22 protein-coding genes are annotated in these 20,045 nt (G+C 63.2%); 12 read left to right on the forward strand and 10 right to left on the reverse strand.

The window, feature by feature from the left end:
• Positions 1 to 3 precede the first annotated feature (3 nt).
• Positions 4 to 1,290: a YihY family inner membrane protein gene (locus QUV35_RS07940; protein WP_300872411.1), complete on the reverse strand. Its 1,287-nt coding sequence runs from the start codon at positions 1,288 to 1,290 to the stop codon at positions 4 to 6.
• A gap of 35 nt (positions 1,291 to 1,325) precedes the next feature.
• Here QUV35_RS07940 and QUV35_RS07945 point away from each other — a divergent pair, with 35 nt between their 5' ends.
• From QUV35_RS07945 to xth, 7 genes are read left to right on the forward strand one after another with little or no spacing between them, the layout of a single operon-like run.
• Complete coding sequence (locus QUV35_RS07945) at positions 1,326 to 1,811, forward strand: DUF2069 domain-containing protein (protein WP_300872413.1); 486 nt, start codon at positions 1,326 to 1,328, stop codon at positions 1,809 to 1,811.
• Positions 1,808 to 3,259: an FAD-binding oxidoreductase gene (locus tag QUV35_RS07950; protein ID WP_300872415.1), complete on the forward strand. Its 1,452-nt coding sequence runs from the start codon at positions 1,808 to 1,810 to the stop codon at positions 3,257 to 3,259. Before QUV35_RS07945 ends, QUV35_RS07950 begins: the two co-directional genes overlap by 4 nt.
• Positions 3,256 to 4,161 (forward strand): lytic transglycosylase domain-containing protein, encoded by a 906-nt coding sequence (locus tag QUV35_RS07955; protein WP_300872418.1) that lies wholly within the window; start codon positions 3,256 to 3,258, stop codon positions 4,159 to 4,161. The genes QUV35_RS07950 and QUV35_RS07955 overlap by 4 nt, the downstream gene beginning before the upstream one ends.
• Positions 4,158 to 4,988 carry a thymidylate synthase gene (locus QUV35_RS07960; RefSeq protein ID WP_300872421.1) on the forward strand — a complete coding sequence of 277 codons (831 nt, stop codon included), beginning with the start codon at positions 4,158 to 4,160 and terminating at the stop codon, positions 4,986 to 4,988. Before QUV35_RS07955 ends, QUV35_RS07960 begins: the two co-directional genes overlap by 4 nt.
• Positions 4,989 to 5,006: 18 nt before the next feature.
• A complete protein-coding gene (locus tag QUV35_RS07965; RefSeq protein WP_300872423.1) occupies positions 5,007 to 5,912 on the forward strand; it encodes a DMT family transporter in 906 nt (301 codons plus the stop codon).
• Positions 5,913 to 5,916: 4 nt separating this feature from the next.
• Entirely contained in the window at positions 5,917 to 6,429 is a 513-nt protein-coding gene (locus tag QUV35_RS07970; protein WP_300872425.1) for a dihydrofolate reductase, read from the forward strand.
• Positions 6,430 to 6,433: 4 nt separating this feature from the next.
• Positions 6,434 to 7,210 carry an exodeoxyribonuclease III gene (gene xth / locus QUV35_RS07975; RefSeq protein ID WP_300872428.1) on the forward strand — a complete coding sequence of 259 codons (777 nt, stop codon included), beginning with the start codon at positions 6,434 to 6,436 and terminating at the stop codon, positions 7,208 to 7,210.
• Between the two features lie 31 nt (positions 7,211 to 7,241).
• On the opposite strand, the gene ntrC is transcribed toward xth, so the two are convergent.
• The 6 genes from ntrC to QUV35_RS08005 all read right to left on the reverse strand — a co-directional run bounded on the left by ntrC (position 7,242) and on the right by QUV35_RS08005 (position 14,140).
• Positions 7,242 to 8,801 (reverse strand): nitrogen regulation protein NR(I), encoded by a 1,560-nt coding sequence (ntrC, locus tag QUV35_RS07980; RefSeq protein WP_300872430.1) that lies wholly within the window; start codon positions 8,799 to 8,801, stop codon positions 7,242 to 7,244.
• Positions 8,802 to 8,851: 50 nt separating this feature from the next.
• On the reverse strand, positions 8,852 to 9,877 hold the full coding sequence (gene glnL / locus QUV35_RS07985) for a nitrogen regulation protein NR(II) (RefSeq protein WP_300872433.1): 1,026 nt from the start codon (positions 9,875 to 9,877) through the stop codon (positions 8,852 to 8,854).
• Positions 9,878 to 9,996: 119 nt separating this feature from the next.
• Positions 9,997 to 10,518 (reverse strand): hypothetical protein, encoded by a 522-nt coding sequence (locus QUV35_RS07990; RefSeq protein WP_300872436.1) that lies wholly within the window; start codon positions 10,516 to 10,518, stop codon positions 9,997 to 9,999.
• 192 nt (positions 10,519 to 10,710) lie between these two features.
• Positions 10,711 to 12,126 carry a type I glutamate--ammonia ligase gene (gene glnA / locus QUV35_RS07995; protein WP_300872438.1) on the reverse strand — a complete coding sequence of 472 codons (1,416 nt, stop codon included), beginning with the start codon at positions 12,124 to 12,126 and terminating at the stop codon, positions 10,711 to 10,713.
• Positions 12,127 to 12,392: 266 nt separating this feature from the next.
• On the reverse strand, positions 12,393 to 13,205 hold the full coding sequence (locus QUV35_RS08000; protein WP_300872440.1) for a molybdopterin-binding protein: 813 nt from the start codon (positions 13,203 to 13,205) through the stop codon (positions 12,393 to 12,395).
• A 47-nt stretch (positions 13,206 to 13,252) separates the two neighbouring features.
• Positions 13,253 to 14,140 (reverse strand): EI24 domain-containing protein, encoded by an 888-nt coding sequence (locus QUV35_RS08005; protein WP_300872442.1) that lies wholly within the window; start codon positions 14,138 to 14,140, stop codon positions 13,253 to 13,255.
• A gap of 69 nt (positions 14,141 to 14,209) precedes the next feature.
• On the opposite strand from QUV35_RS08005, the gene QUV35_RS08010 reads away from it, so the two are divergent.
• Together QUV35_RS08010 and QUV35_RS08015 are read left to right on the forward strand one after the other, a co-directional pair.
• Positions 14,210 to 15,031, forward strand: a complete 822-nt coding sequence (locus QUV35_RS08010; protein WP_300872444.1) for an alpha/beta hydrolase — start codon at positions 14,210 to 14,212, stop codon at positions 15,029 to 15,031.
• Between the two features lie 363 nt (positions 15,032 to 15,394).
• Positions 15,395 to 16,123, forward strand: a complete 729-nt coding sequence (locus tag QUV35_RS08015; RefSeq protein WP_300872447.1) for a DUF2726 domain-containing protein — start codon at positions 15,395 to 15,397, stop codon at positions 16,121 to 16,123.
• Positions 16,124 to 16,141: 18 nt separating this feature from the next.
• Here QUV35_RS08015 and QUV35_RS08020 read toward each other — a convergent pair whose 3' ends face one another.
• A complete protein-coding gene (locus tag QUV35_RS08020; protein WP_300872480.1) occupies positions 16,142 to 16,885 on the reverse strand; it encodes a 16S rRNA pseudouridine(516) synthase in 744 nt (247 codons plus the stop codon).
• Between the two features lie 93 nt (positions 16,886 to 16,978).
• On the opposite strand from QUV35_RS08020, the gene QUV35_RS08025 reads away from it, so the two are divergent.
• Complete coding sequence (locus QUV35_RS08025) at positions 16,979 to 17,566, forward strand: DUF2062 domain-containing protein (RefSeq protein ID WP_300872450.1); 588 nt, start codon at positions 16,979 to 16,981, stop codon at positions 17,564 to 17,566.
• A 369-nt stretch (positions 17,567 to 17,935) separates the two neighbouring features.
• Here QUV35_RS08025 and QUV35_RS08030 read toward each other — a convergent pair whose 3' ends face one another.
• Positions 17,936 to 18,151, reverse strand: a complete 216-nt coding sequence (locus QUV35_RS08030; RefSeq protein ID WP_300872452.1) for a helix-turn-helix transcriptional regulator — start codon at positions 18,149 to 18,151, stop codon at positions 17,936 to 17,938.
• A 139-nt stretch (positions 18,152 to 18,290) separates the two neighbouring features.
• Here QUV35_RS08030 and QUV35_RS08035 point away from each other — a divergent pair, with 139 nt between their 5' ends.
• Both QUV35_RS08035 and QUV35_RS08040 read left to right on the forward strand, forming a co-directional pair.
• A complete protein-coding gene (locus QUV35_RS08035; protein ID WP_300872454.1) occupies positions 18,291 to 18,548 on the forward strand; it encodes a hypothetical protein in 258 nt (85 codons plus the stop codon).
• Between the two features lie 17 nt (positions 18,549 to 18,565).
• Entirely contained in the window at positions 18,566 to 18,991 is a 426-nt protein-coding gene (locus QUV35_RS08040) for a hypothetical protein (RefSeq protein ID WP_300872457.1), read from the forward strand.
• A gap of 474 nt (positions 18,992 to 19,465) precedes the next feature.
• On the opposite strand, the gene QUV35_RS08045 is transcribed toward QUV35_RS08040, so the two are convergent.
• Positions 19,466 to 20,045: hypothetical protein (locus QUV35_RS08045; RefSeq protein ID WP_300872460.1), on the reverse strand; the 580-nt coding region annotated here is incomplete at its 5' end.

Consider the following 20,045-nt stretch of genomic DNA (forward strand, 5'->3'; position numbering starts at 1 on the left):
CCGTCAACCCGAGGCGACCGATGGCCCTTCGGTCATCTCGTGGACGGCTGTTGCGCACGGTGTGGCCACCAGCGCCTGGGCCAGCGTGAGACGAGCCCAGCGGCTCTCCGACCAGAACCGTTCGGTGTTCGGCTGGTGCGCGAGCAGCAGCCGCTCCACCATCGGCGCCATGGGCGTTCTGGCCGGATCGACCAGCAGCACATAACGCTCACCGTCTTCGTCCAGACGGCCCAGCCAGTCGAGCGACACCAGCGCGGCCACCGGCTCTTCGAGTTGCAGCGCCTCCACCCTCAACACCTGGGCCAGCGCTTCCAGACTCAGGCCCTTGGGGGCCGACTCACGTGCCTTGTGCAGCTGATCCAGGACTTCCAGCGCGAGCTGAAAACTCCAGCCCGGCGAATCGCCCCGCCGCGCGATGCCCGACAGCAGGCTGGGCAGGTAGGCCGACACCACCGCCCCGAGCAGCACGATGACCCAGGCCACGTAGAACCACACCAGCAGGATCGGCACGGTGGCAAAGGTGCCGTAGACCACCGAGTAGGTGGGCACCTGGGCCAGGTACCAGGCCAGCAATTTCTTCGCCAACTCCAGGCCCGCAGCCACGAACACGCCGCCAACGAGCGCATGGCTCCAGCGCACCCGCGTGTTGGGCACATAACGGTAGAGCGCGGCAATGCCGCCGGTCAGCAGCGCGAACTGCACCGCATCCAGCAGGAGCCGCACGCCGCCAGGCAGGCCCGACACCACGCCCCGTGAAGCGGTCACCGCGTAGGTGGTCACGGTCAGGCTCACAGCCAGCAGCAGCGGCCCCAGCGTGAGCACCGCCCAGTACACCAGCACCCGCTGGGTGAACGGGCGGGGCTGGCGCACGCGCCAGATGTCGTTGAGCTTGCGGTCGATGGTGAGGATCAGCGCCAGCGCCGTGACCAGCAGCACGATCGCGCCGGCCCAGCCGATCTGCCCGGCCTTGCCGGCAAACTGGTTGAGGTAGCTGAAGACCTGCTTGGCGATGTCGGGGGGCACCAGGCTCTGCACCAGCCAGCGCTGCAGCGTGACCTGCAGCCGGTCGAACATGGGAAACGCACTGAAGATGGCCAACGCCACCGTGAACAGCGGCACCAGCGAAATCGTGGTGGTGAAGGTCAGGCTGCTGGCGGTGATGCCCAGACGGTCTTCACGAAAGCGCTCGCGCAGGGTGATCGCGGTGTTGGCCCAGGGAAAGCTCAAGGCGTCGCGCCACAGTTCGCGAGCGAGGGTCTCCAGGGCACGAAGGCGCTCGTTCAAGGTCATCCCGGTATCATGCCACCTGCTCTTCTTCACCCGCCATGTCCGACCTCCCCACCCCCCCTGGCGCCGACGCCCACCTTCCCGACCACGCCGATTCGGCGCGTGCCGTCAACGCCACGCGCTGGCTGGCCGTGGGCAGCCTGCTCGGCCTCATCGTGCTCGGTTTTCTCTGGGAAATGTGGCTGGCTCCGCTGCGTGAAGGGGGTTCGTGGCTGGTGCTCAAGGTGCTGCCACTGGCGATTCCGCTGGCCGGTCTGCTGAAAAACCGCATGTACACCTACCGTTGGGTCAGCCTCATCGTGTGGCTCTACTTCACCGAGGGCGTGGTGCGCGCCACCAGCGACACCGGTCTCTCGGTCTGGCTGGCCGTGATCCAGACGCTGCTGTGCGTGGCGCTGTTCGTGGCCTGCGCGCTGCACGTGCGCATCCGCCTGCGAGCGGCGGGCAAGGAGGCGGTGGCGGCCGACGTGGCCAGCGCCACCGCTGCCGCTCAAGGCACGGCGCCTGCCCCGGCACAGCCATGACCCCTGTCCACACCGAGCTGTTGGCGCAACTGCGCCGGATCGTTGGCGCACCGAACGTGCTCACCCACGAAGACCCGGCGACCGACCTCTCGGCATGGGAACACGACTGGCGCAAGCGCGCGCAAGGCGTTGCCCTCGCGGTGGTCCGCCCGGGCAACACCACCGAAGTCGCCGCCGTCGTCAAGGCCTGCGCCGGCGCGGCGGTGTCGATCGTTCCGCAAGGCGGCAACACCGGCCTGGTGGTGGGCTCGGTGCCCGATGCCTCGGGTTCGCAGGTGGTGCTGAGCCTGATGCGCATGAACGCCGTGCGCGATGTCGACGCCGCCAACCTGACCATGACGGTGGAGGCCGGCTGCGTGCTGCAGACCCTGCAGGACGTGGCCGAACAGGCCGGCTTCCTCTTCCCGCTGAGCCTGGCAGCCGAAGGCAGCTGCAGCATCGGCGGCAACCTGGCGACCAACGCCGGAGGCACGCAGGTGGTGCGCTACGGCAATGCACGCGATCTCTGCCTGGGCCTGGAGGTGGTGACCGCGCAGGGCGAGACGTGGCACGGTCTGAGCGGGCTGCGCAAGGACAACACCGGCTACGACCTGCGCGACCTGTTCATCGGCAGCGAAGGCACGCTGGGCATCATCACCGCCGCCACGCTCAAGCTCTACCCGCTGCCCGCGGCGCGACTCACCGCCTGGGCGGCCATGCCCACACTCGATGCCGCCGTGGCCCTGCTCGGCCTGGCGCACCAGCACCTGGGGGCGGGCCTCACCGGCTTCGAGGTCATGGGGCAGTTCGCGCTGAGCCTGGTGGACAAACACATGCCGCAACTGCGTGTGCCCTTCATCGCAGGCACCGCCGCATCGGCGCCAGCCTATTGCGTTCTGGTGGAAAACAGCGACAGCGAATCGGAGCAGCATGCCCGCGCCCAGTTCGAACGCCTGCTCGAGACCGCCTTCGAGCAGGGCCTGGTGAGCGACGCCGTGGTGGCCGAGAGCCTGGCGCAGGCCCGCGCACTGTGGCACATCCGCGAGAGCATCCCTCTGGCGCAGGCCGAGGAAGGCCTGAACATCAAGCACGACATCAGCATCCCGGTCTCGCGCATTCCGGCCTTCTGTGCCGAGACCGATGCCCTGCTGCAGCGGGAGATTCCCGGCGTGCGGCTGGTGAACTTCGGCCATCTGGGGGACGGCAACCTGCACTACAACGTGCAGGCGCCCGACGGTGGCGACGCGAGGGCCTTTCTGGCCGGGCAGGAGGCGCGTGTCAACACGCTGGTGTTCGACGCGGTGGCGCGCTACCATGGCTCGATCAGCGCCGAGCACGGCGTGGGCAGCCTCAAGGCCGACCACCTTCCCCACTACAAAGACCCGGTCGCACTGGGTCTGATGCGGTCCGTCAAGCTGGCGCTGGACCCGAGCAACCTCATGAACCCCGGCCGAATCCTCACACCATGACAGCCCGACAGCTGCTGCGCTTTCTGCTGGCGCTTGCGCTCACCGCCACCGGGCAGGTGCACGCGACGGATGCTGCGCAGCGTCTGGCGTGGCGCCAGCAGGCGAAGGCCTTCGAGCACGGCGAGGGCGTGGCGCGCGACACCGAGGCGGCACTGCGCCTGTACTGCCAGGCCGCGTTGGCCGGTGACGGACGCTCCGCCTACAGCCTGGGCTGGATGTACGCCAATGCGCGCGGTGTGCCCCGCAACGACGGTCTTGCCGCCTACTGGTTCGCGCGCGGCGCCTTGCTGGGCGACGCCCATGCCGAGGCGATGTTCAACCTGCTGTCCACACCAGCCGAGAAACCCGACTGCGTGCTGCAGGCCGAGCGCACCGACCTGCAGCAAGTGGACGAAGCCCGCAAGGCGGCCGAGGCCAGCGCGCTCACCACCCGCTACCGGGATCTGGTGGACACGCCCGAGAAGCAGCGCATCATGAAAATTGTCTACCGGCTGGCGCCGCAGTTCGGCATCGAACCGGGCCTGGCGTTTGCAGTGATCCGTGCCGAGTCCAATTTCAACGTCAACGCCCTGTCGAACAAGAACGCACAGGGCCTGATGCAGCTCATCCCGGAAACCGCCGAACGCTTTCGCGTGCGCAAGCCGTTCGACGCCGAGCAGAACATCCGCGGTGGCCTGTCGTACCTGCAATGGCTGCTGGCCTATTTCAAGGGTGATGTGCCGCTCGTGCTGGCTGCCTACAACGCCGGCGAAGGCACGGTCGACCGCTTCCGGGGGGTGCCGCCCTACCCCGAAACCCAGGGCTACATCAAGCGCATCCAGCAGGTGTTCGCCTTGCAGCACCACCCTTTCGACGCCCGCATCACCTCGCCTTCGCGGGCCCTGCCTGCGCGCAACCCATGACCCGTCCGATCCGTTCCCAGTACGAAGACTTCATGCGCCACGTGTTCACCACGGGCGTGCAGAAAACAGACCGCACCGGCACCGGCACCACCAGCGTGTTCGGTCACCAGATGCGTTTCGACCTGAGCGAGGGGTTTCCGCTGGTGACCACCAAGAAGGTGTTCCTGCGCGCCATCATCGTGGAGCTGCTGTGGTTCCTGCGTGGCGACAGCAACGTGAAGTGGTTGCAGGAGCGGGGCTGCACCATCTGGGACGAATGGGCCCGCGAAGACGGCGACCTCGGTCCGGTGTATGGCGTCCAGTGGCGCAGCTGGCCGACGCCCGACGGGGGTCACATCGACCAGATCAGCGAGGTGATGAACACGCTCAGAAGCAACCCCGATTCGCGTCGCATCATCGTGAGCGCCTGGAACGTGGCCGAGCTCTCGAAGATGGCGCTCATGCCCTGTCACGCCTTTTTCCAGTTCTACGTGGCGCCCGCGTCCGAACCCGGCGGCCGCGGCAAGCTCAGCTGCCAGCTCTACCAGCGCAGTGCCGACATCTTCCTTGGCGTGCCGTTCAACATCGCCAGCTACGCCCTGCTCACCCACATGGTGGCGCAGCAGTGCGACCTGGACGTCGGCGACTTCATCTGGACCGGCGGCGACTGCCACATCTACAGCAACCACCACGAGCAGGTTGCTTTGCAGCTCACACGCCAGCCCATGGCCTACCCGAGCCTGCACATCAAGCGCCGCCCGGCCAGCATCTTCGACTACGAATTCGAGGACTTCGAGGTGCAGGGCTACGAACACCACGCGGCGATCAAGGCGCCCGTGGCGGTCTGACAGCGCCGTGAACCCGCTGTGATCAACCGCCGCCAGCTGTGGGCGTTGCTTGCGCTCACGCTCATGTGGGGCGTGAACTGGCCCATGATGAAGCTCTCGCTGCAGGAGCTCTCGCCGCTGTATTTCCGGGCGACCACCATGCTGCTGGGTGCGCTCTGGCTGTTCGTCTATGTGGCGCGGCGCGGAGAACGCATGTGGCCGGTGCGCGCCGAGTGGTCAACCATCGCCTGGCTGGGCGTTCCCAACGTGCTGGGCTGGCACACGCTGTCCATCTTCGGCGTGCAGGAACTGGCCTCGGGACGCGCGGCCATCCTCGGCTTCACCATGCCGATCTTCACCGTGCTGATCGGGGCGGCCTTCTTCGGCGAACGCATCACTTCACGCGTGCGGGTGGCGGTGGTGTGTGCCGGCATCGCCATCGGCCTGCTGCTGTGGCATGAACTGCAGAGCCTCAGCGGGCGACCTGTGGGCATCGCCTGGATGCTGGGCGCGGCCTTTTGCTGGGGACTGGGCACCCTGATGTTCCGTCGGGCGCATTTCACCTTGTCGCCCATGGTGGTCACGGTCTGGATGCTGCTGCTGGGCAGCGCGGTGGTCTGGCTGCTGGCACTGACGCTGGAGCCGCTGCCCAGGCCATCGACCTTCTCCGTTCCCATGTGGATCAGCCTGTTGTACGGCGTGTTCGTCAACTACGGCATCGCACAACTGATCTGGTTCGGCATGGCGCGCGAGCTGCCACCGGCCACCAGCGCCATGAGCGTCATGGCGATTCCGCTGGTGGGCACGCTGAGCGCGACCTTCATCGTGGGTGAGGTGCCGCATTGGCAGGACTGGGTGGCCATCGGCTTCGTGATGATGGCCATCGCCAGCGTGTTGCTGCCATCGCGCCCGACCCGGCCGGCCCCGGACCCGGCGGCACAATAGCGGCATGCCCGACACCGCACTGCCCAGCCCTCGACTGCACCTCATCTTCGCGCGCGCCGCCAACGGCGTGATCGGCAGGAACAACACCCTGCCCTGGCATCTGCCGGAAGACCTGGCGCACTTCAAGCGCACCACACTGGGCTGCCCGGTGATCATGGGGCGCAAGACCTGGGATTCCCTGCCACCGAAGTTCAGGCCACTGCCGGGCCGCCTCAACATCGTCGTCACGCGCGACCCACAGTGGCAGGCCGAAGGCGCCGTGCGTGCCGGCTCGGTCGACGATGCGGTCACGCTTTGCCCGCCCGGCGCAGACGCCTGGGTCATCGGTGGCGCGCAGATCTACGCCGCCGCGCTGGACCGCGCCGACACCGCCGTGGTCACCGAGATCGCACAGGACTTCGAGGGCGACGCCTTCGCGCCGGTCTTCGGGCCCGGCTGGCGCGAGACCTCGCGGGAAGCCCACACCGCGGCCAACGGCCTGCCGTTCGCCTTTGTCACCCACACCCGGACCCGCTGAAGCCATGCAACTTGCCACCTGGAACATCAACTCGCTCAACGTGCGCCTGCCCCAGGTGCTGGACTGGCTCGCCGCCAACCCGGTCGACGCACTCGGCCTGCAAGAGCTCAAGCTGGTGGACGAAAAATTCCCGTTCGACGCACTGCGGGAGATCGGCTATCACGCCGCCGCGTTTGGCCAGAAAACCTACAACGGCGTGGCGATCCTGAGCCGCACGCCGCTGCGCGAGGTGGTGCGCAACATCCCGGGGCATGCCGACGAACAGGCGCGCGTGATCGCTGCAACGCTGGACACACCCGAGGGAGCGCTGCGGCTGGTGAACTGCTATTTCGTCAACGGGCAGGAGCCCGGCTCCGAGAAGTTCGCCTACAAGTTGCAATGGCTGGCTGCGCTGCATCGCTGGGTGAGCGAGGAACTGCGGGCGCACCCACGGCTGGTGCTGATGGGCGACTTCAACGTGGCGCCGGAAGACCGCGACTCGTTCGACCCGGTTGGCCTCAAGGACAGCATCCACCACACGGTGGAAGAACGCGCGCACTTCCAGGCCTTGCTGCAACTGGGTCTCACCGACGCCTACCGCGTGTTCGAGCAGCCCGAGAAGAGCTACTCGTGGTGGGACTACCGCATGCTCGGATTCCAGAAAAACCGCGGCCTGCGCATCGACCACATTCTGGTGAGCGAGGCGCTGCGCGACAGCATCAAGGCTTGCACCATCGACCGGGCACCGCGCAAGAACCCGCAACCCAGCGACCACGCGCCGGTGGTGGTGACGCTCGCCTGAACAGGCAGGTACCCGGGGGCGCCGCGGAGGGTCACTCCAGGTTCAGTTCCTGGATCTTGCGGGTGATCGTGTTGCGGCCAATGCCCAGCTTGTGGGCGGCCTCGATGCGGCGACCCCGCGTGTTCACCAGGGCGGTCTGAATCAGCCTGGTCTCGAAACGGCGGGTGAGCACGTCCCACACATCGGTGCGACCCTCTTCCAGCAGGGCCAGCGCCTCGGCCTGCAAACCGGTCTCCCAGCCGGCCACGGCCGATGCCGGCGCCGCTTCGAACGCCGGAACGAACTCGGCCGCAGCATGCGCAGGCACTCCCGCGTGCACCGGCTCCGGCAGCGCTGCAGACGCCGCCACGGCCGCCATCGGGCCGGGCGCGGGGGTTGCAACCACCGCATCCGGCCATGCCGCCTGTGCCGCACCCGGCGCGGCTGCCATCGCCAGCACCTCGGGGGGCAGATCCTTGAGCTCGATCACCTGCGCGGGCGCCATCACGGTCAGCCAATGGCACACGTTCTCGAGCTGGCGCACGTTGCCCGGGAAGTCGAAGGTGCCGAGCAGGCGGATCGCCGGCTCGGAGATGCGCTTGGGCTCCACACCGAGCTGTTTGGCGCTTTGCTGCAGGAAAAAACGCGTGAGCATGGGAACGTCTTCGCGGCGTTCGCGCAGCGCAGGCAGGCGCAGCCGGATCACGTTGAGGCGGTGGAACAGGTCCTCGCGAAACACCCCTTCCTTGACGCGCTGCTCCAGGTTCTGGTGGGTGGCCGCGATCACGCGCACGTTGGCCCGCACGGCGCTGTGGCCCCCCACGCGGTAGAAGTTGCCGTCGGACAGGACTCGCAGCAAACGCGTCTGGAGGTCGAACGGCATGTCGCCGATTTCGTCGAGAAACAGCGTGCCCCCATCGGCCTGTTCAAAGCGTCCCCGACGCATGGTCTGGGCGCCGGTGAAGGCGCCGCGCTCATGACCGAACAGCTCGGACTCCAGCAGGTCCTTCGGAATGGCAGCGGTGTTGATGGCCACGAACGGACCGGCCGCACGCGGCGAATGTTTGTGCAGCGCGCGCGCCACCAGCTCCTTGCCCGAGCCCGACTCACCGGTGATCAACACCGTCACCTGGCTCTGGCTCAAACGGCCAATGGCACGAAACACATCCTGCATGGCCGGCGCCTGGCCGAGCATCTCGGGCGCCGCCGTCATGCGTTCTTCGGCGACCTCCTCGCGCTGACTCTCCTCCACGGCACGGCGGATCAGTTCCACCGCCTTGGGCAGGTCGAACGGCTTGGGCAGGTACTCGAAGGCACCGCCCTGGAAGGCAGACACCGCGCTGTCGAGATCGGAGAACGCCGTCATGATGATGACCGGCAGGCCGGGCAGCATCTCCTTGACCTTCTCCAGCAGTTCAAGGCCGGAGCCACCCGGCATGCGGATGTCGCTCACCAGGATCTGCGGACCCTCGCTCTCGGGCGTGTCGATCAGGGCCTTGAGGACGTCTTGCGGGTTGGTGAAGCTGCGGGTCGGCAGGTTCTCGCGCAGCAGCGCTTTTTCGAGCACGAAGCGGATCGATTGATCGTCATCCACTATCCAGATCGGCTTCATGTGTTTGTCGTCCCTTCTTGTGCCGCAGCGCTCGGCAATGGTTGTCGGTTCTAGGGCAGCGGGATCAAGATTTTGAAGTCTGTGTATCCCGACTCGCTCTCGCACTCGATCAATCCATGGTGCTGCTGGACAAAGGTCTGTGCCAGCGTGAGCCCAAGGCCGGAGCCGCCTTCGCGTCCCGACACCAGCGGGAAAAAAATGCGGTCCTTGATCGAGTCTGGAACGCCAGGCCCGTTGTCGATGACATGCAATTCCAATGCCAGGCGATAGCGCTGCTTGCCAAAGGTCACCTGCCGTCCCACCCGGGTCTTGAACACGATCTGCGCGTCGCCCGCTGCGATGCGCTCGGCCAGCGCCTGTGCCGCGTTGTGAGCGATGTTGAGCACGGCCTGTATAAGCTGCTCGCGGTCGCCGCGAAACTCGGGAATGGAGGCGTCGTAATCGCGCACCACGCGCAGCCCTTTCGGGAACTCGGCCAGGATCAGCGAGCGCACGCGCTCGCAGACCTCATGAATGTTCACATCGCCCACCACGTGAGGACGCCGGTGCGGCGCCAGCAGACGATCGACCAGCGATTGCAGCCGGTCGGCCTCGTGAATGATGACTTGCGTGTATTCGATGAGCTCGCGCGAATCGAGCTCCATCTGCAGCAACTGCGCCGCGCCGCGAATGCCGCCGAGCGGGTTCTTGATCTCGTGCGCCAGGTTGCGGATGAGCTCCTTGTTGGCCTGGGCCTGGTCGATCAGGCGTTCCTCGCGCTCTTGCCGTGCCTGCTGCTCCAGCGGCAGCAGCTCCACCACCACCTCGCCCTTGCTCTCGGTTTGCGCCACCACCACGTGCACCGGCAGGGCGTCATGGCTCACCCGCTTGAGCCAGGCGTCGTAGCGCAACGCTGCGAATTCGTTGCCGCGCGCACCACTGAGCGCGCTTTCCAGCAAGGCCGGCTCGGTGAAGCAGTCCTGGAACAAGGTTCCGGCGATGCTGCGCCGCGAGGTGCCCAGCGCGTCCTCGAGCGCCGCGTTCGCATACAGCACATGGCCATCGGCATCGACAACGGCGACCAGGGTGGCCAGCATGTCGAGCGACTGGAAACGCCCCGGCACAGCCGATGGCCTGCCGGCACCGTCGGTGCCCTGGGACCTGGACGGCGCGCGGCGTGGGATCGGAGGGGAGGAGGACGACTTCTTCAAGCCGCTCATCTTGCGGCATTTCCCGACGCAGCGGGCAGCCGGCCGAGTTCGCGCTGCAGACCGGCGACGTCGCTCTCGGCGCGCGTCACCGCGGCCTTGAGTTCGGCCACTCGATCCAGGTAGCGCTGGTAGTTGCGCGACTCGATGCCCTGCTTTTCGGGTTCGCCGTTGGCGTATGCCTTGCGCGCCTGGGCCAGTCGCTCCTCGGCCTTTCGCAATTCGGTTTCGAGAATCGCTTTGGCATCGCTGTCGCGAGCGCGCTGGGCAGCGGGGTCAACCCGGTCGGAGCCGCTGCGTGTGCTTGCCGCCGGTGTGCTGCGGGCGGCAGGCGCCGGCTTGGTGCCTTCGACAATGGTGATGTTGCCGCCCTCCATGGGCGTGCAGTTGCGGCTCTTGGCCACCTGGGCGTTGTTGGTGTATTCGTTGCCGCAGCGAAAGATGCGCTCCTGGCCAAACGCGTGCACGCCGCTCGACATCAGCGCAGCGGCCACCAGCAGGCGGGCAATGGAAAGATTCTGGGGGAACATGATCGCAAGGTCTCCATGGGGGCGGCCCGGTAAGGCCCGGCGCCGTTGATCGCGAATCAGTATGACGGAAAACCCCTTGAAAAGTGCCGCCGCCGGCACCACGGGCGGGGCCAGACGTCGCTTCAGCACAAAAAAAAGGACGGCCTGCGCCGTCCTTTTGTCTGCAGGGGCCCGGCTGCGCCGGGCGCCCACTCACAGGCTGTAGTACATGTCGAATTCGACCGGGTGAGGCGCCATGCGAAAACGCGTGACTTCGCCCATCTTCAGTTCGATGTAGGCGTCGAGCATGGAGTCGGTGAACACGCCGCCCTTGGTCAGGAAGCCGCGGTCCTTGTCGAGATACTCCAGCGCCTGGTCGAGGCTGTGGCACACGGTCGGCACCAGCTTGTCCTCTTCCGGCGGCAGGTGGTACAGGTCCTTGGTGGCGGCTTCGCCGGGGTGGATCTTGTTTTCCACGCCATCGAGACCAGCCATCATCAGCGCCGAGAAGCACAGGTAGGGGTTGGCCGATGGATCGGGGAAGCGCGCCTCGATGCGGCGACCCTTGGGGTTGGCCACATAGGGAATGCGGATGGAGGCCGACCGGTTGCGCGCCGAATAGGCCAGCTTCACCGGGGCTTCAAAACCGGGCACCAGTCGCTTGTACGAGTTGGTGCCGGGGTTGGTGATGGCATTGAGTGCACGCGCGTGCTTGATGATGCCGCCCACGTAGTACAGCGCGAAATCGCTCAGGCCGGCATAGCCGTCACCGGCAAACAGGTTCTTGCCGTCTTTCCAGATCGACTGGTGCACATGCATGCCGGAGCCGTTGTCGCCGGCATAGGGCTTGGGCATGAAGGTGGCTGTCTTGCCGTAGGCATTGGCCACGTTCCACACCACGTACTTGAGCACCTGCGTCCAGTCGGCGCGCTCGACCAGCGTGCTGAACTTGGTGCCGATTTCGTTCTGGCCAGCGCCCGCCACTTCGTGGTGGAACACTTCCACCGGGATGCCCAGGGACTCCAGAATGAGGGACATCTCGGCTCGCATGTCCTGCGTGCTGTCGACCGGTGGCACAGGGAAATAGCCGCCCTTGACGGTGGGGCGGTGGCCACGGTTGCCGCCTTCGAGCTTGGCACCACTGTTCCACGGTGCTTCGTACTCTTCGATCTCGTACATCACGCGACCGGGTTCGTTGCTCCAGCGAACGCCGTCGAAAATGAAGAACTCGGGCTCGGGGCCAAAGTAGGCGGTGTCACCCAGGCCGGACGCCTTGAGGAAGGCCTCGGCGCGCTTGGCGATCGAGCGCGGATCGCGATCGTAGGCCTTGCCGTCACCGGGCTCGATCACGTCGCACTGGATGAACAGCGTGGTCTCTTCGAAAAACGGATCGATGTTGGCGGTGTTCGCGTCGGGCATGAGTTGCATGTCCGAGGCTTCAATGCCTTTCCAGCCTGCCACCGAAGAGCCGTCGAACGCATGGCCCGATGTGAATTTGTCTTCGTCGAAGTGGGACACGGGCACGGTCACGTGCTGCTCTTTGCCCCGGGTGTCGGTGAAACGGAAGTCAACGAACTTGACGTCGTTGTCCTTCACCATCTGCATCACGTCTGCGACGGTCTTGGCCATCAAATACTCCTGTAGCTGGGTGAGTGAAAAATGAGAATCGACATGGGAATGAAGCAGTATTTGTGCCAAACATCACCCAGGTTCACCTGAACGGGGCATCTGCCTTCAAACGCCCGGGGATTATGGCGCAGCCCATGCTCCACAAAGGTTCACGGCGCCGCATCGCACGAGGGTTTTCGAGCCCGGACGTTCACCGCGCACCGACAAACGGGCGAAACGCACATGTTTGGTGCAACCATTGTTGCGCACCATGACTGTGCGCAAACTCAGCGCACCATCTCGGGGCCCAACTGCGCGCCTCGCTGGTTCAGCCCGGCCAGCAGGCTCGCAAACGCTTCGCCCACCTCCCCCGCGCTGCCCTTGACCCCCAACTCGATGTGGCGCCCGAACTCCGGATGGTCGACGCTGGGCAGGCTGAACACCTTGACAGGGAAATCGCGCTCGAGCTGCTCCATCAGCGGAGTCAACGCCGCTTCCATCGCGCCCATCACGATCACCGAGCGCTCCAGCCACGAGCCCCGCCGGTGCAGATGGGCGCAGGCATGGTCCAGCACCCACTCGATCATGGGCCAGGCCATGACGGGGAATCCCGGCAGAAAGTGCACCTGCCCGCCACCAACACCGGTGCAGCTGAAGCCGGGAATCTTGTTGTAGGGGTTCTGGATGATGGTCGCACCCAACGGGAACACACCCATGTTGTAGCGGTGCACGTTGTCCGGTCGCAGGGGATCGAACACCTGTCCCTGCTCGACGGCGACCTCGCGCATTCGGGACTCGATCAACAGTCGCGCTTCGGGGTGCAAGACCAGCTCAACACCGAGCGCTGCCGCCGCACACTGCCGCGTGTGATCGTCGGGTGTGGCGCCGATGCCGCCGCACGAAAACACAATGCCGGGCTGTTCGAAGGCATCGCGCAAATGAGAGGTGATGCTCTGGCGATCGTCGCCCACGAAGCGGGCCCACGAAAGCGACATGCCGCGGGCGCCCAGCAGCTCGATGACTTTGGGAAGGTGTTTGTCCGTGCGTTTTCCGGAGAGGATTTCATCGCCAATGATGATCAGACCGATGGGGGGCGTCATGAGGTGCTCGAAGGCTCTTGGTTCAGGCAGAGAAAAGGCCGGGTGGTTCAGTTGTGGTCCGGGCCGCGCAGCAAAGGAGCGTCCGGGCTCTCTCCGGACGCACGGACACGCTCGGGATCGGCATCGAGCACTTCCAGCGGCACAACCGCGCGCAGGCGCTGCAGCGCTGCCAGCGCGTAGTGCGCAAACCAGAGCGAGGCGAAGGCGAACACCAGTGTGTAGATCCAGATGGCCAGCGGCACCAGCAGCGGCGCCATCGCAATGAACATGGCACCCGATGCCCACAAAAGGCTGGGAGCCGCGCCCAGATAGCCGCTGAGCACGCCCATCAGCAACAGGTTGCCGCGATGTTCCTTCAGGATCGATTGCCGCTCATCCACGCTGGCGTGCGTGGCCAATGCATCGAACGCAAAGACCCGGTAGGTCAGCCAACCCCATATCAATGGGGGCAGGATCAGCACCAGCGGAGGAACCAGCCACAGCGGCATGGAGATCACCAGCGCGACGATGGCCAGCAAGGTCGACCCCAGTGACCAGAACACGCTCACCACCAGCGAGCCTCCATGCTTGCGCTCCAGACCGGCAAAGCGACGCTGCCCCACCAGATCCACCATGGCCGGCGTCATGAACATCGCCACCAGCAGGAGGCACAGCAGAACAATGACCGGCGTGGCCATGACCAACACCAGCAACGGCGCAAACACGCCGGTGAGTGCTCCCATGCCGACCTGGTCCATCCAGGCCAGCAAGGTTTCCACCAATTCGAACGACGCCAGCCAGGTGCCGACCGAGGCCACCGCGCCTTCCCAGAAGAAGTAACCCAGCCCGAACGACAGCACGACCATCAGGATCAACGGAAGAAAGGACAGCGCGATCACCCGTGGGTGGACACAGTACGCGACGGCACGCCAGAAAGAATCGAATAGCAGCGACATCGCACGAGAATACCGTGAATCCATGGCGGGCATCAGGCTCAAGGCCGGTCTGCCGCTAGCATGGCGTCGATGAATCGCATCGACATCGCTGGCGTGGGAATTGAACTGCTGCATGTGCCGGGTCCTGCCGATCGCGCGCCCTTGGTCTTCCTTCACGAAGGGCTGGGCAGCGTATCGATGTGGAGGCAGCGGGGCAGGATGTGGCCCGCCGAACTCTGCGCAGCCACAGGCCGCGCTGGCTGGTTGTTTTCGAGGCGTGGCTACGGGCAATCCGACCCGGTGGAGGATGTGCGCGGAGAACCCCGGCGCAGTGGGCAGTGGCACATTGGACGGCATGAGCCCGATTACATGCATCTCGAAGCACACGAGGTTCTCCCCGCATTGCTTGAAGCGCTGCACATTGCGCGACCCGTTCTGGTGGGTCATTCCGACGGAGCCACGATCGCGCTGCTTCATGCCGCCCGCCACGAGCTTGCCGCCTGTGTCGCCATCGCCCCCCATGTTTTCGTCGAGAAGATGTCACTGCACGCGATCGACCAGGCAAGGCAACTCTACGAGGCTGCGCCGGAGTCGCCCGACGGTCTGCGGCAACGACTCGCCCGCCACCACCGCGACGTGGACAACGCGTTCTGGCAATGGAACGACGTCTGGCTGAGCGCGGCATTCCGGTCATTCGACATCCGCGAAGAGCTCGGGTCCATCAAGGCGCCCTTGCTTCTGATCCAGGGCGTCAACGATGAATATGGATCCATGGAACAGCTCGGCGCCATCCAGAAGGAAGTCCCCCATGCGAAACGCGTGGCCATGGAGCGTTGCGGGCACAGTCCCCACCGGGATCAACCCGATCAACTCCTGGGCGTGGTGCAAAGCTTTCTCGTCAATGTGAAATGACACTCCTTCAGCCCTACCTTCTTTGTAGGATGTACGAACGTCCAGCACGGGATCACAATGCCCTTCGGTCCGGCGAACCGCGAGGTTGAACACCGTCGCCATCAAGACACTCCGTCAGACGAGCAGCACGGTTCGCACGCTGCCAGTTCAAGGGGCGACCGGGCTTCGCAGCGGCTTCAAATGGGCACCGAACGCCACCATAGCCTCAAGGATCTCGACGGGGTTGTGGCCCAAATGTCCCATCAAACGGCCCGCAAACCCCAAGAAGTTCACATCTTCTTCGTGTGTTGAGCACGCAAATCACCCAGTCTCGCGTGAACTGCATACACTTTGATACAGATTGACGAATTGCCCCAAATGCTCATGAACGACTGGACCAACCCATGGCTGCTTGCAGTGCTGGTGCCCGCCTTGCTGGCGCTGGGTGCCCTGCTGCACCGCATGTGGGCCGACCGTCAGGCCCGTGAGCGCAGGCGCATCCCCAAGCACTGGCCCCTGAGCACCCGTCCGCTGGCGAACAGCGAGGAAGCCCGGGTCTGGCACTGGCTGGCCAGGGCCTTCTACGATCACCACGTGATGATCAAGTTGCCGGTGACCCGCTTCACCCTGCCCCGAGACAGAGAGCAAGGTATGGAGTGGTACAAACTCCTTGGCAGCGTGTATTGCACGTTCACGGTTTGCCGATCCGACGGGCGGGTCCTTGGCTGCCTGGATGTGCCTGGCAGCGCAGGCCTTCCCCGCAGCACCCGAGCGCTCAAGCATTCGCTGCTGACCCAATGCGGATTGCCCTATTGGGTCGTGCGATCCAACAGCCTGCCGACGGTCGCGGAAATTCGAGCGGAGTTTCTGGGCGAGTCCGCACTGAACCAGTCCATGCGCGAGCGTGAACTGGAAGAACGGGCCATCATTGCAGCGCAGGCCAACCTGCGCACCGTGCTCACCCGCCAACGCAGCACGCGTTCAAGCGATTTTTCACCGCTGTCGACCTGGCCAAACAGCACGAACAGCGAACCGCGCAGCGACTTCAATTCGCAGTGGCAAGAGAACTCCTTCCTCATGCCCCTGGACAGCCGCAAGGGCGACCTGCTCTGAGCCGACGCGCCTGCCGATTCACCCCGGCGTTTTTTGCGTCAGCAGCCTCACCTCTTCCGCGGTCAACCAACGCCACCGGCCCGGTCCCAGTTCCGGCGTCAGCGACAGCGGCCCCACCGAAGACCGGTGCAAGCCTTCAACACGGTTGCCCACCGCAGCCACCATGCGTTTGACCTGGTGGTACTTGCCCTCGGTCAGGGTCAACCGGAGGTGGTGCTCATCTTCGGCCGAACAAGCCTGCGCCCTCACCGGCTTGGGGTCATCGTCGAGGACCACGCCTTCCAGCAACCGACCCACCTGCGTGGTGTCCAGCGGGTGCTTGACCCGCACTTCGTAGACCTTGGGCACGTGATGGCGAGGCGAGGTCAATCGATGGATGAACTTTCCGTCATCCGACATCAGCAACAGGCCCGTGGTGTCCTGATCCAGACGGCCCACCGCTTGCACACCCGCCGCCGCACCCCCACCGCGGGCGCGCAGCGGACCAGGCAGCAGGGTATAGACGCTGGGATAGGTGCTGGGTTTCTGAGAGCATTCGAAGCCCGCGGGCTTGTGGACCATGAGGTAGGCCCGCTCGTGGTAGGCCCAGGGCTCCCCCTGCACCTGAAAAGCCAACCCTTCCTCGGAAAACGAGGCGGACGGGTCCAGGCACACCGCCCAAGCCTCGTCGATCCTCACCTTCACCAGCCCTTGCTGGATCAGCCCGCAACAGATCCGGCGGGTGCCGAAGCCCTGTGAAAAAAGAATGTCCTGCAACTGCATCATGGTGGGTGGATTGTCGCTGCTCGTTCGTCGCACACCGGCGCATTCGGGGACAATCTGCGCACGCCCATCCTCATACCTCAGTCAGGTCGAATGAAGAACAGACTCAAGACATGGCTGCCGAAGCCGGAAACCCTCCAGAGCAACCGCTGGCTGCGCTGGATGGGCCCCGTGCTGAACCATCCGAGGCTGTGGCACTTCAGTCGCAAAGGCATCGCCCTGGGCCTGGCGCTGGGCATCTTTTTCGGGCTCCTCATTCCTGTGGCGCAAATCCCGTTTGCAGCCGCCCTTGCGGTGGTGCTTCGAGCGAACGTTCCGATGGCAGTGGCCAGCACCCTCGTCACCAATCCGGTGACTTTTGGTCCGGTCTACTACGGCGCGTACCGCCTGGGCAAAGCCGTGCTGGGTCAGGAGGCCCCCACAGATCGCGAAATCGAGTCGCAGCTGCAGACCGTTCAGGAGTCCCCCCCCGTCGCGCAAGGCTGGGGCGAACGACTCAGCCATGGTCTCCAACAACTGGGCACCGTGGGCAAACCCCTTGTGGTGGGACTGGCCATCGTCGCCAGCCTCAGCGGCATAGCCGTCTACTTCCTGGCGAGCGGAATCTGGGTGCTGAGAACCCGATGGATGCGCAGCAAGCGACTGCGCGCAAGAATGCCGGGGGCGGGCAACGGGTCTTGAAGCAGGCCGGCAAGAACGAAGAAAAGCTGCCCGGATGAACCGGGCAGCTTGATCGCGTTTGGTGGAGCTGGGGGACTTTGAATGATCTGCCACAAGCCTCACCAACGCTGTGTTTTCGGCAGCGTCATCCTCTTTTGTTCCCCCTTTTATTCCCCCGTATTATTTTTCCACTCATACGCTAGCCCCTGGTGTAAGCCAATGACCGCCGACCAGTACGTAAGCCGTCAGACGCGTCAAAGGGGGGGGGGGGGTAGGTCTCTGTACTGCTTGATTGAACGGCGGCACCCTTCAAGCCTCTGAAGAGATCGACAAGGTTTTTTTGTAACGCACTTAAAACGTCTGACAAAAAATCCTGTTTCGACTTGTCCATCAGGGGAGCGGGGCAAGCAACTCAGAAACCGTGGTGTCAAGCCTGTTTGCCAGCTTGAGCAGAGTGTCAAGGCTTGGGTTGCCCACGCAGCGCTCAATTTTGGACACGACTGTCCTGTCAACGTCTGCATCAAGCGCCAGACGTTCTTGTGCCACGCCCTGCGATCTTCTTGCCAGCTTGAGGTTCGCGGCGAGATCCCCCTTGAGCTTCTCCATAGATTGGTTTGTCGGCATACGCCGATAGTGTTCATTCTCACGACCCGAAAAGCCACGGCTTGACAGGCCACGGCTCAAAAAGCCACAATAAAATGATTTTTATATTCATTAGCACAAAAGTGCCAAAAAAAGGAGATGTATGAAAAAATTCAACACGCTACTGCTTACCCTTCTGTTGGCGGGTTGCGGTATGAGCCCTGAGAACCAAAAACTATGGGCTGAAGTTTTGAACAGCGCAGCAGATGGCGTGAATAAATCAAACGAAGAGCTTCGACGTAGCATGCAAGAAAACAATCGTCCAAACAACATTTACATGCAACCGATTGCACCTATGCCTACGAATTGCTTCACCACTTACAACTCTTTGATGCGAGCTTATGAAACCAGATGCCAATAAAAATTGGCAATTGAATTATGAATAAATACAAACACGCACTGTATTTTTTCGCCCTCATGTTTTTCAATAATTGCCAAGCGAATATAATTACTTTGCTGTGCTCAGGGCAAGTATCTGCAAAAAATTCATTTAACCAACATCGCTCGGGAGATATAAAAACAACAGTTGAATTTAACGAGCAAAATAATTATTTTAATATAACTGATACAGGCAATCTAGAAAGAGGAGCGATCAAACCATACAAAGAGATGAATTTTTTCGATGATTCAATTCACTGGAAAACCTCTACAGATGCCATTTTCGGAAACGGGACATTCTACGGGCACATTAATCGCAAGACAGGTGAAATGAAAACCAACTATTTCATTGTTGAAATAACGGGCGGCATGGTCATCATAAGCGGCTCTTTATTTTGCACAAAACAAACTGAGAATAAATTTTAATTTATTCACTCACCTCTCCGTTTATAAAACTAGTTATAGACATATCGAATCGGTAACCAAGGCTGTACAACTCTTGGTAAAGCCCCAAGAGGTTTCTGAATCCTTCAGTCTTTGACCCGTTACCAGCAGCGGCCAAGATTTTCGCCTCTGCTGGATCGAGCTTGCGATTAAAGTTTTTGGCATGTGAGCGCTCAGGCATGCCGGGGGGTCGGCCCGGCTGGGCTACGTATCCTTTGGCAGGCATTTCGGACTCCTTGGTAAACAGGTGGTGGAAAAAAGGACCACCCGACTCTTTCACATCATGAAATATGAGACGTTTGCGCCTCAGTGGGATCGAACTTTGACGTTAGGCGTTGCGGGGTTAACGGGGTTTGGCGGGGTTGATTTCCGCCTGTGCTATGTGAGGATTCCAATTTTACGTTGGACTAACTTGGAGAAACCCCGCAAAACCCCGCAAACCCCGCAAAATGAACGTCAGGCCGGCATTTCTCGGACCATCCAACGCAAAACGCCATCACGGTCAACCGGCCCGCGAACTATTTGTAGCCCCCCAACGATTCGGTCACGCCTGTAAGCCAACATCTTGCCCACGCCCTTCGCAGTTGGATCACCTACGCTAAAGAACTCCTCCAGCGCATCGGACAAACGTCGTTCATCGTCAAGCAAATGAGAATGTCTTCGACGGTGCACGTCGATCAAGTCGCGAGCCGATATAAAACGATCACCAAAGACTGATCTCCACGAAATCATGAGCACGCTTAGGGCTTCGTCCATCGGGTCGGCTTCAGCCCTGGTCAAGACGCTGTCCAGCGGATCGCCCAACATACCCACGGGCGCCACATTCTGTCCAATCCAAAGCACGGCCTGACGTACGCTCGCATCCCATTCGGTGAAACTACCGACGGAAGCTGAACTCACCTTTGGGCTTCCCGCCGTTATGAAACCGCGCAACAAGATCAACACTGCCGCGACCAGCCCCTGACGTTGCTCCTTACACACGGCGGATTCAAAAGTGAAGTGCAACACCTGCCACCGAGTAAGGTCAGCAGATGCA

Origin of the sequence: Hydrogenophaga sp. (assembly GCF_030373225.1) — a bacterium.
GTDB lineage: Bacteria > Pseudomonadota > Gammaproteobacteria > Burkholderiales > Burkholderiaceae_C > Hydrogenophaga.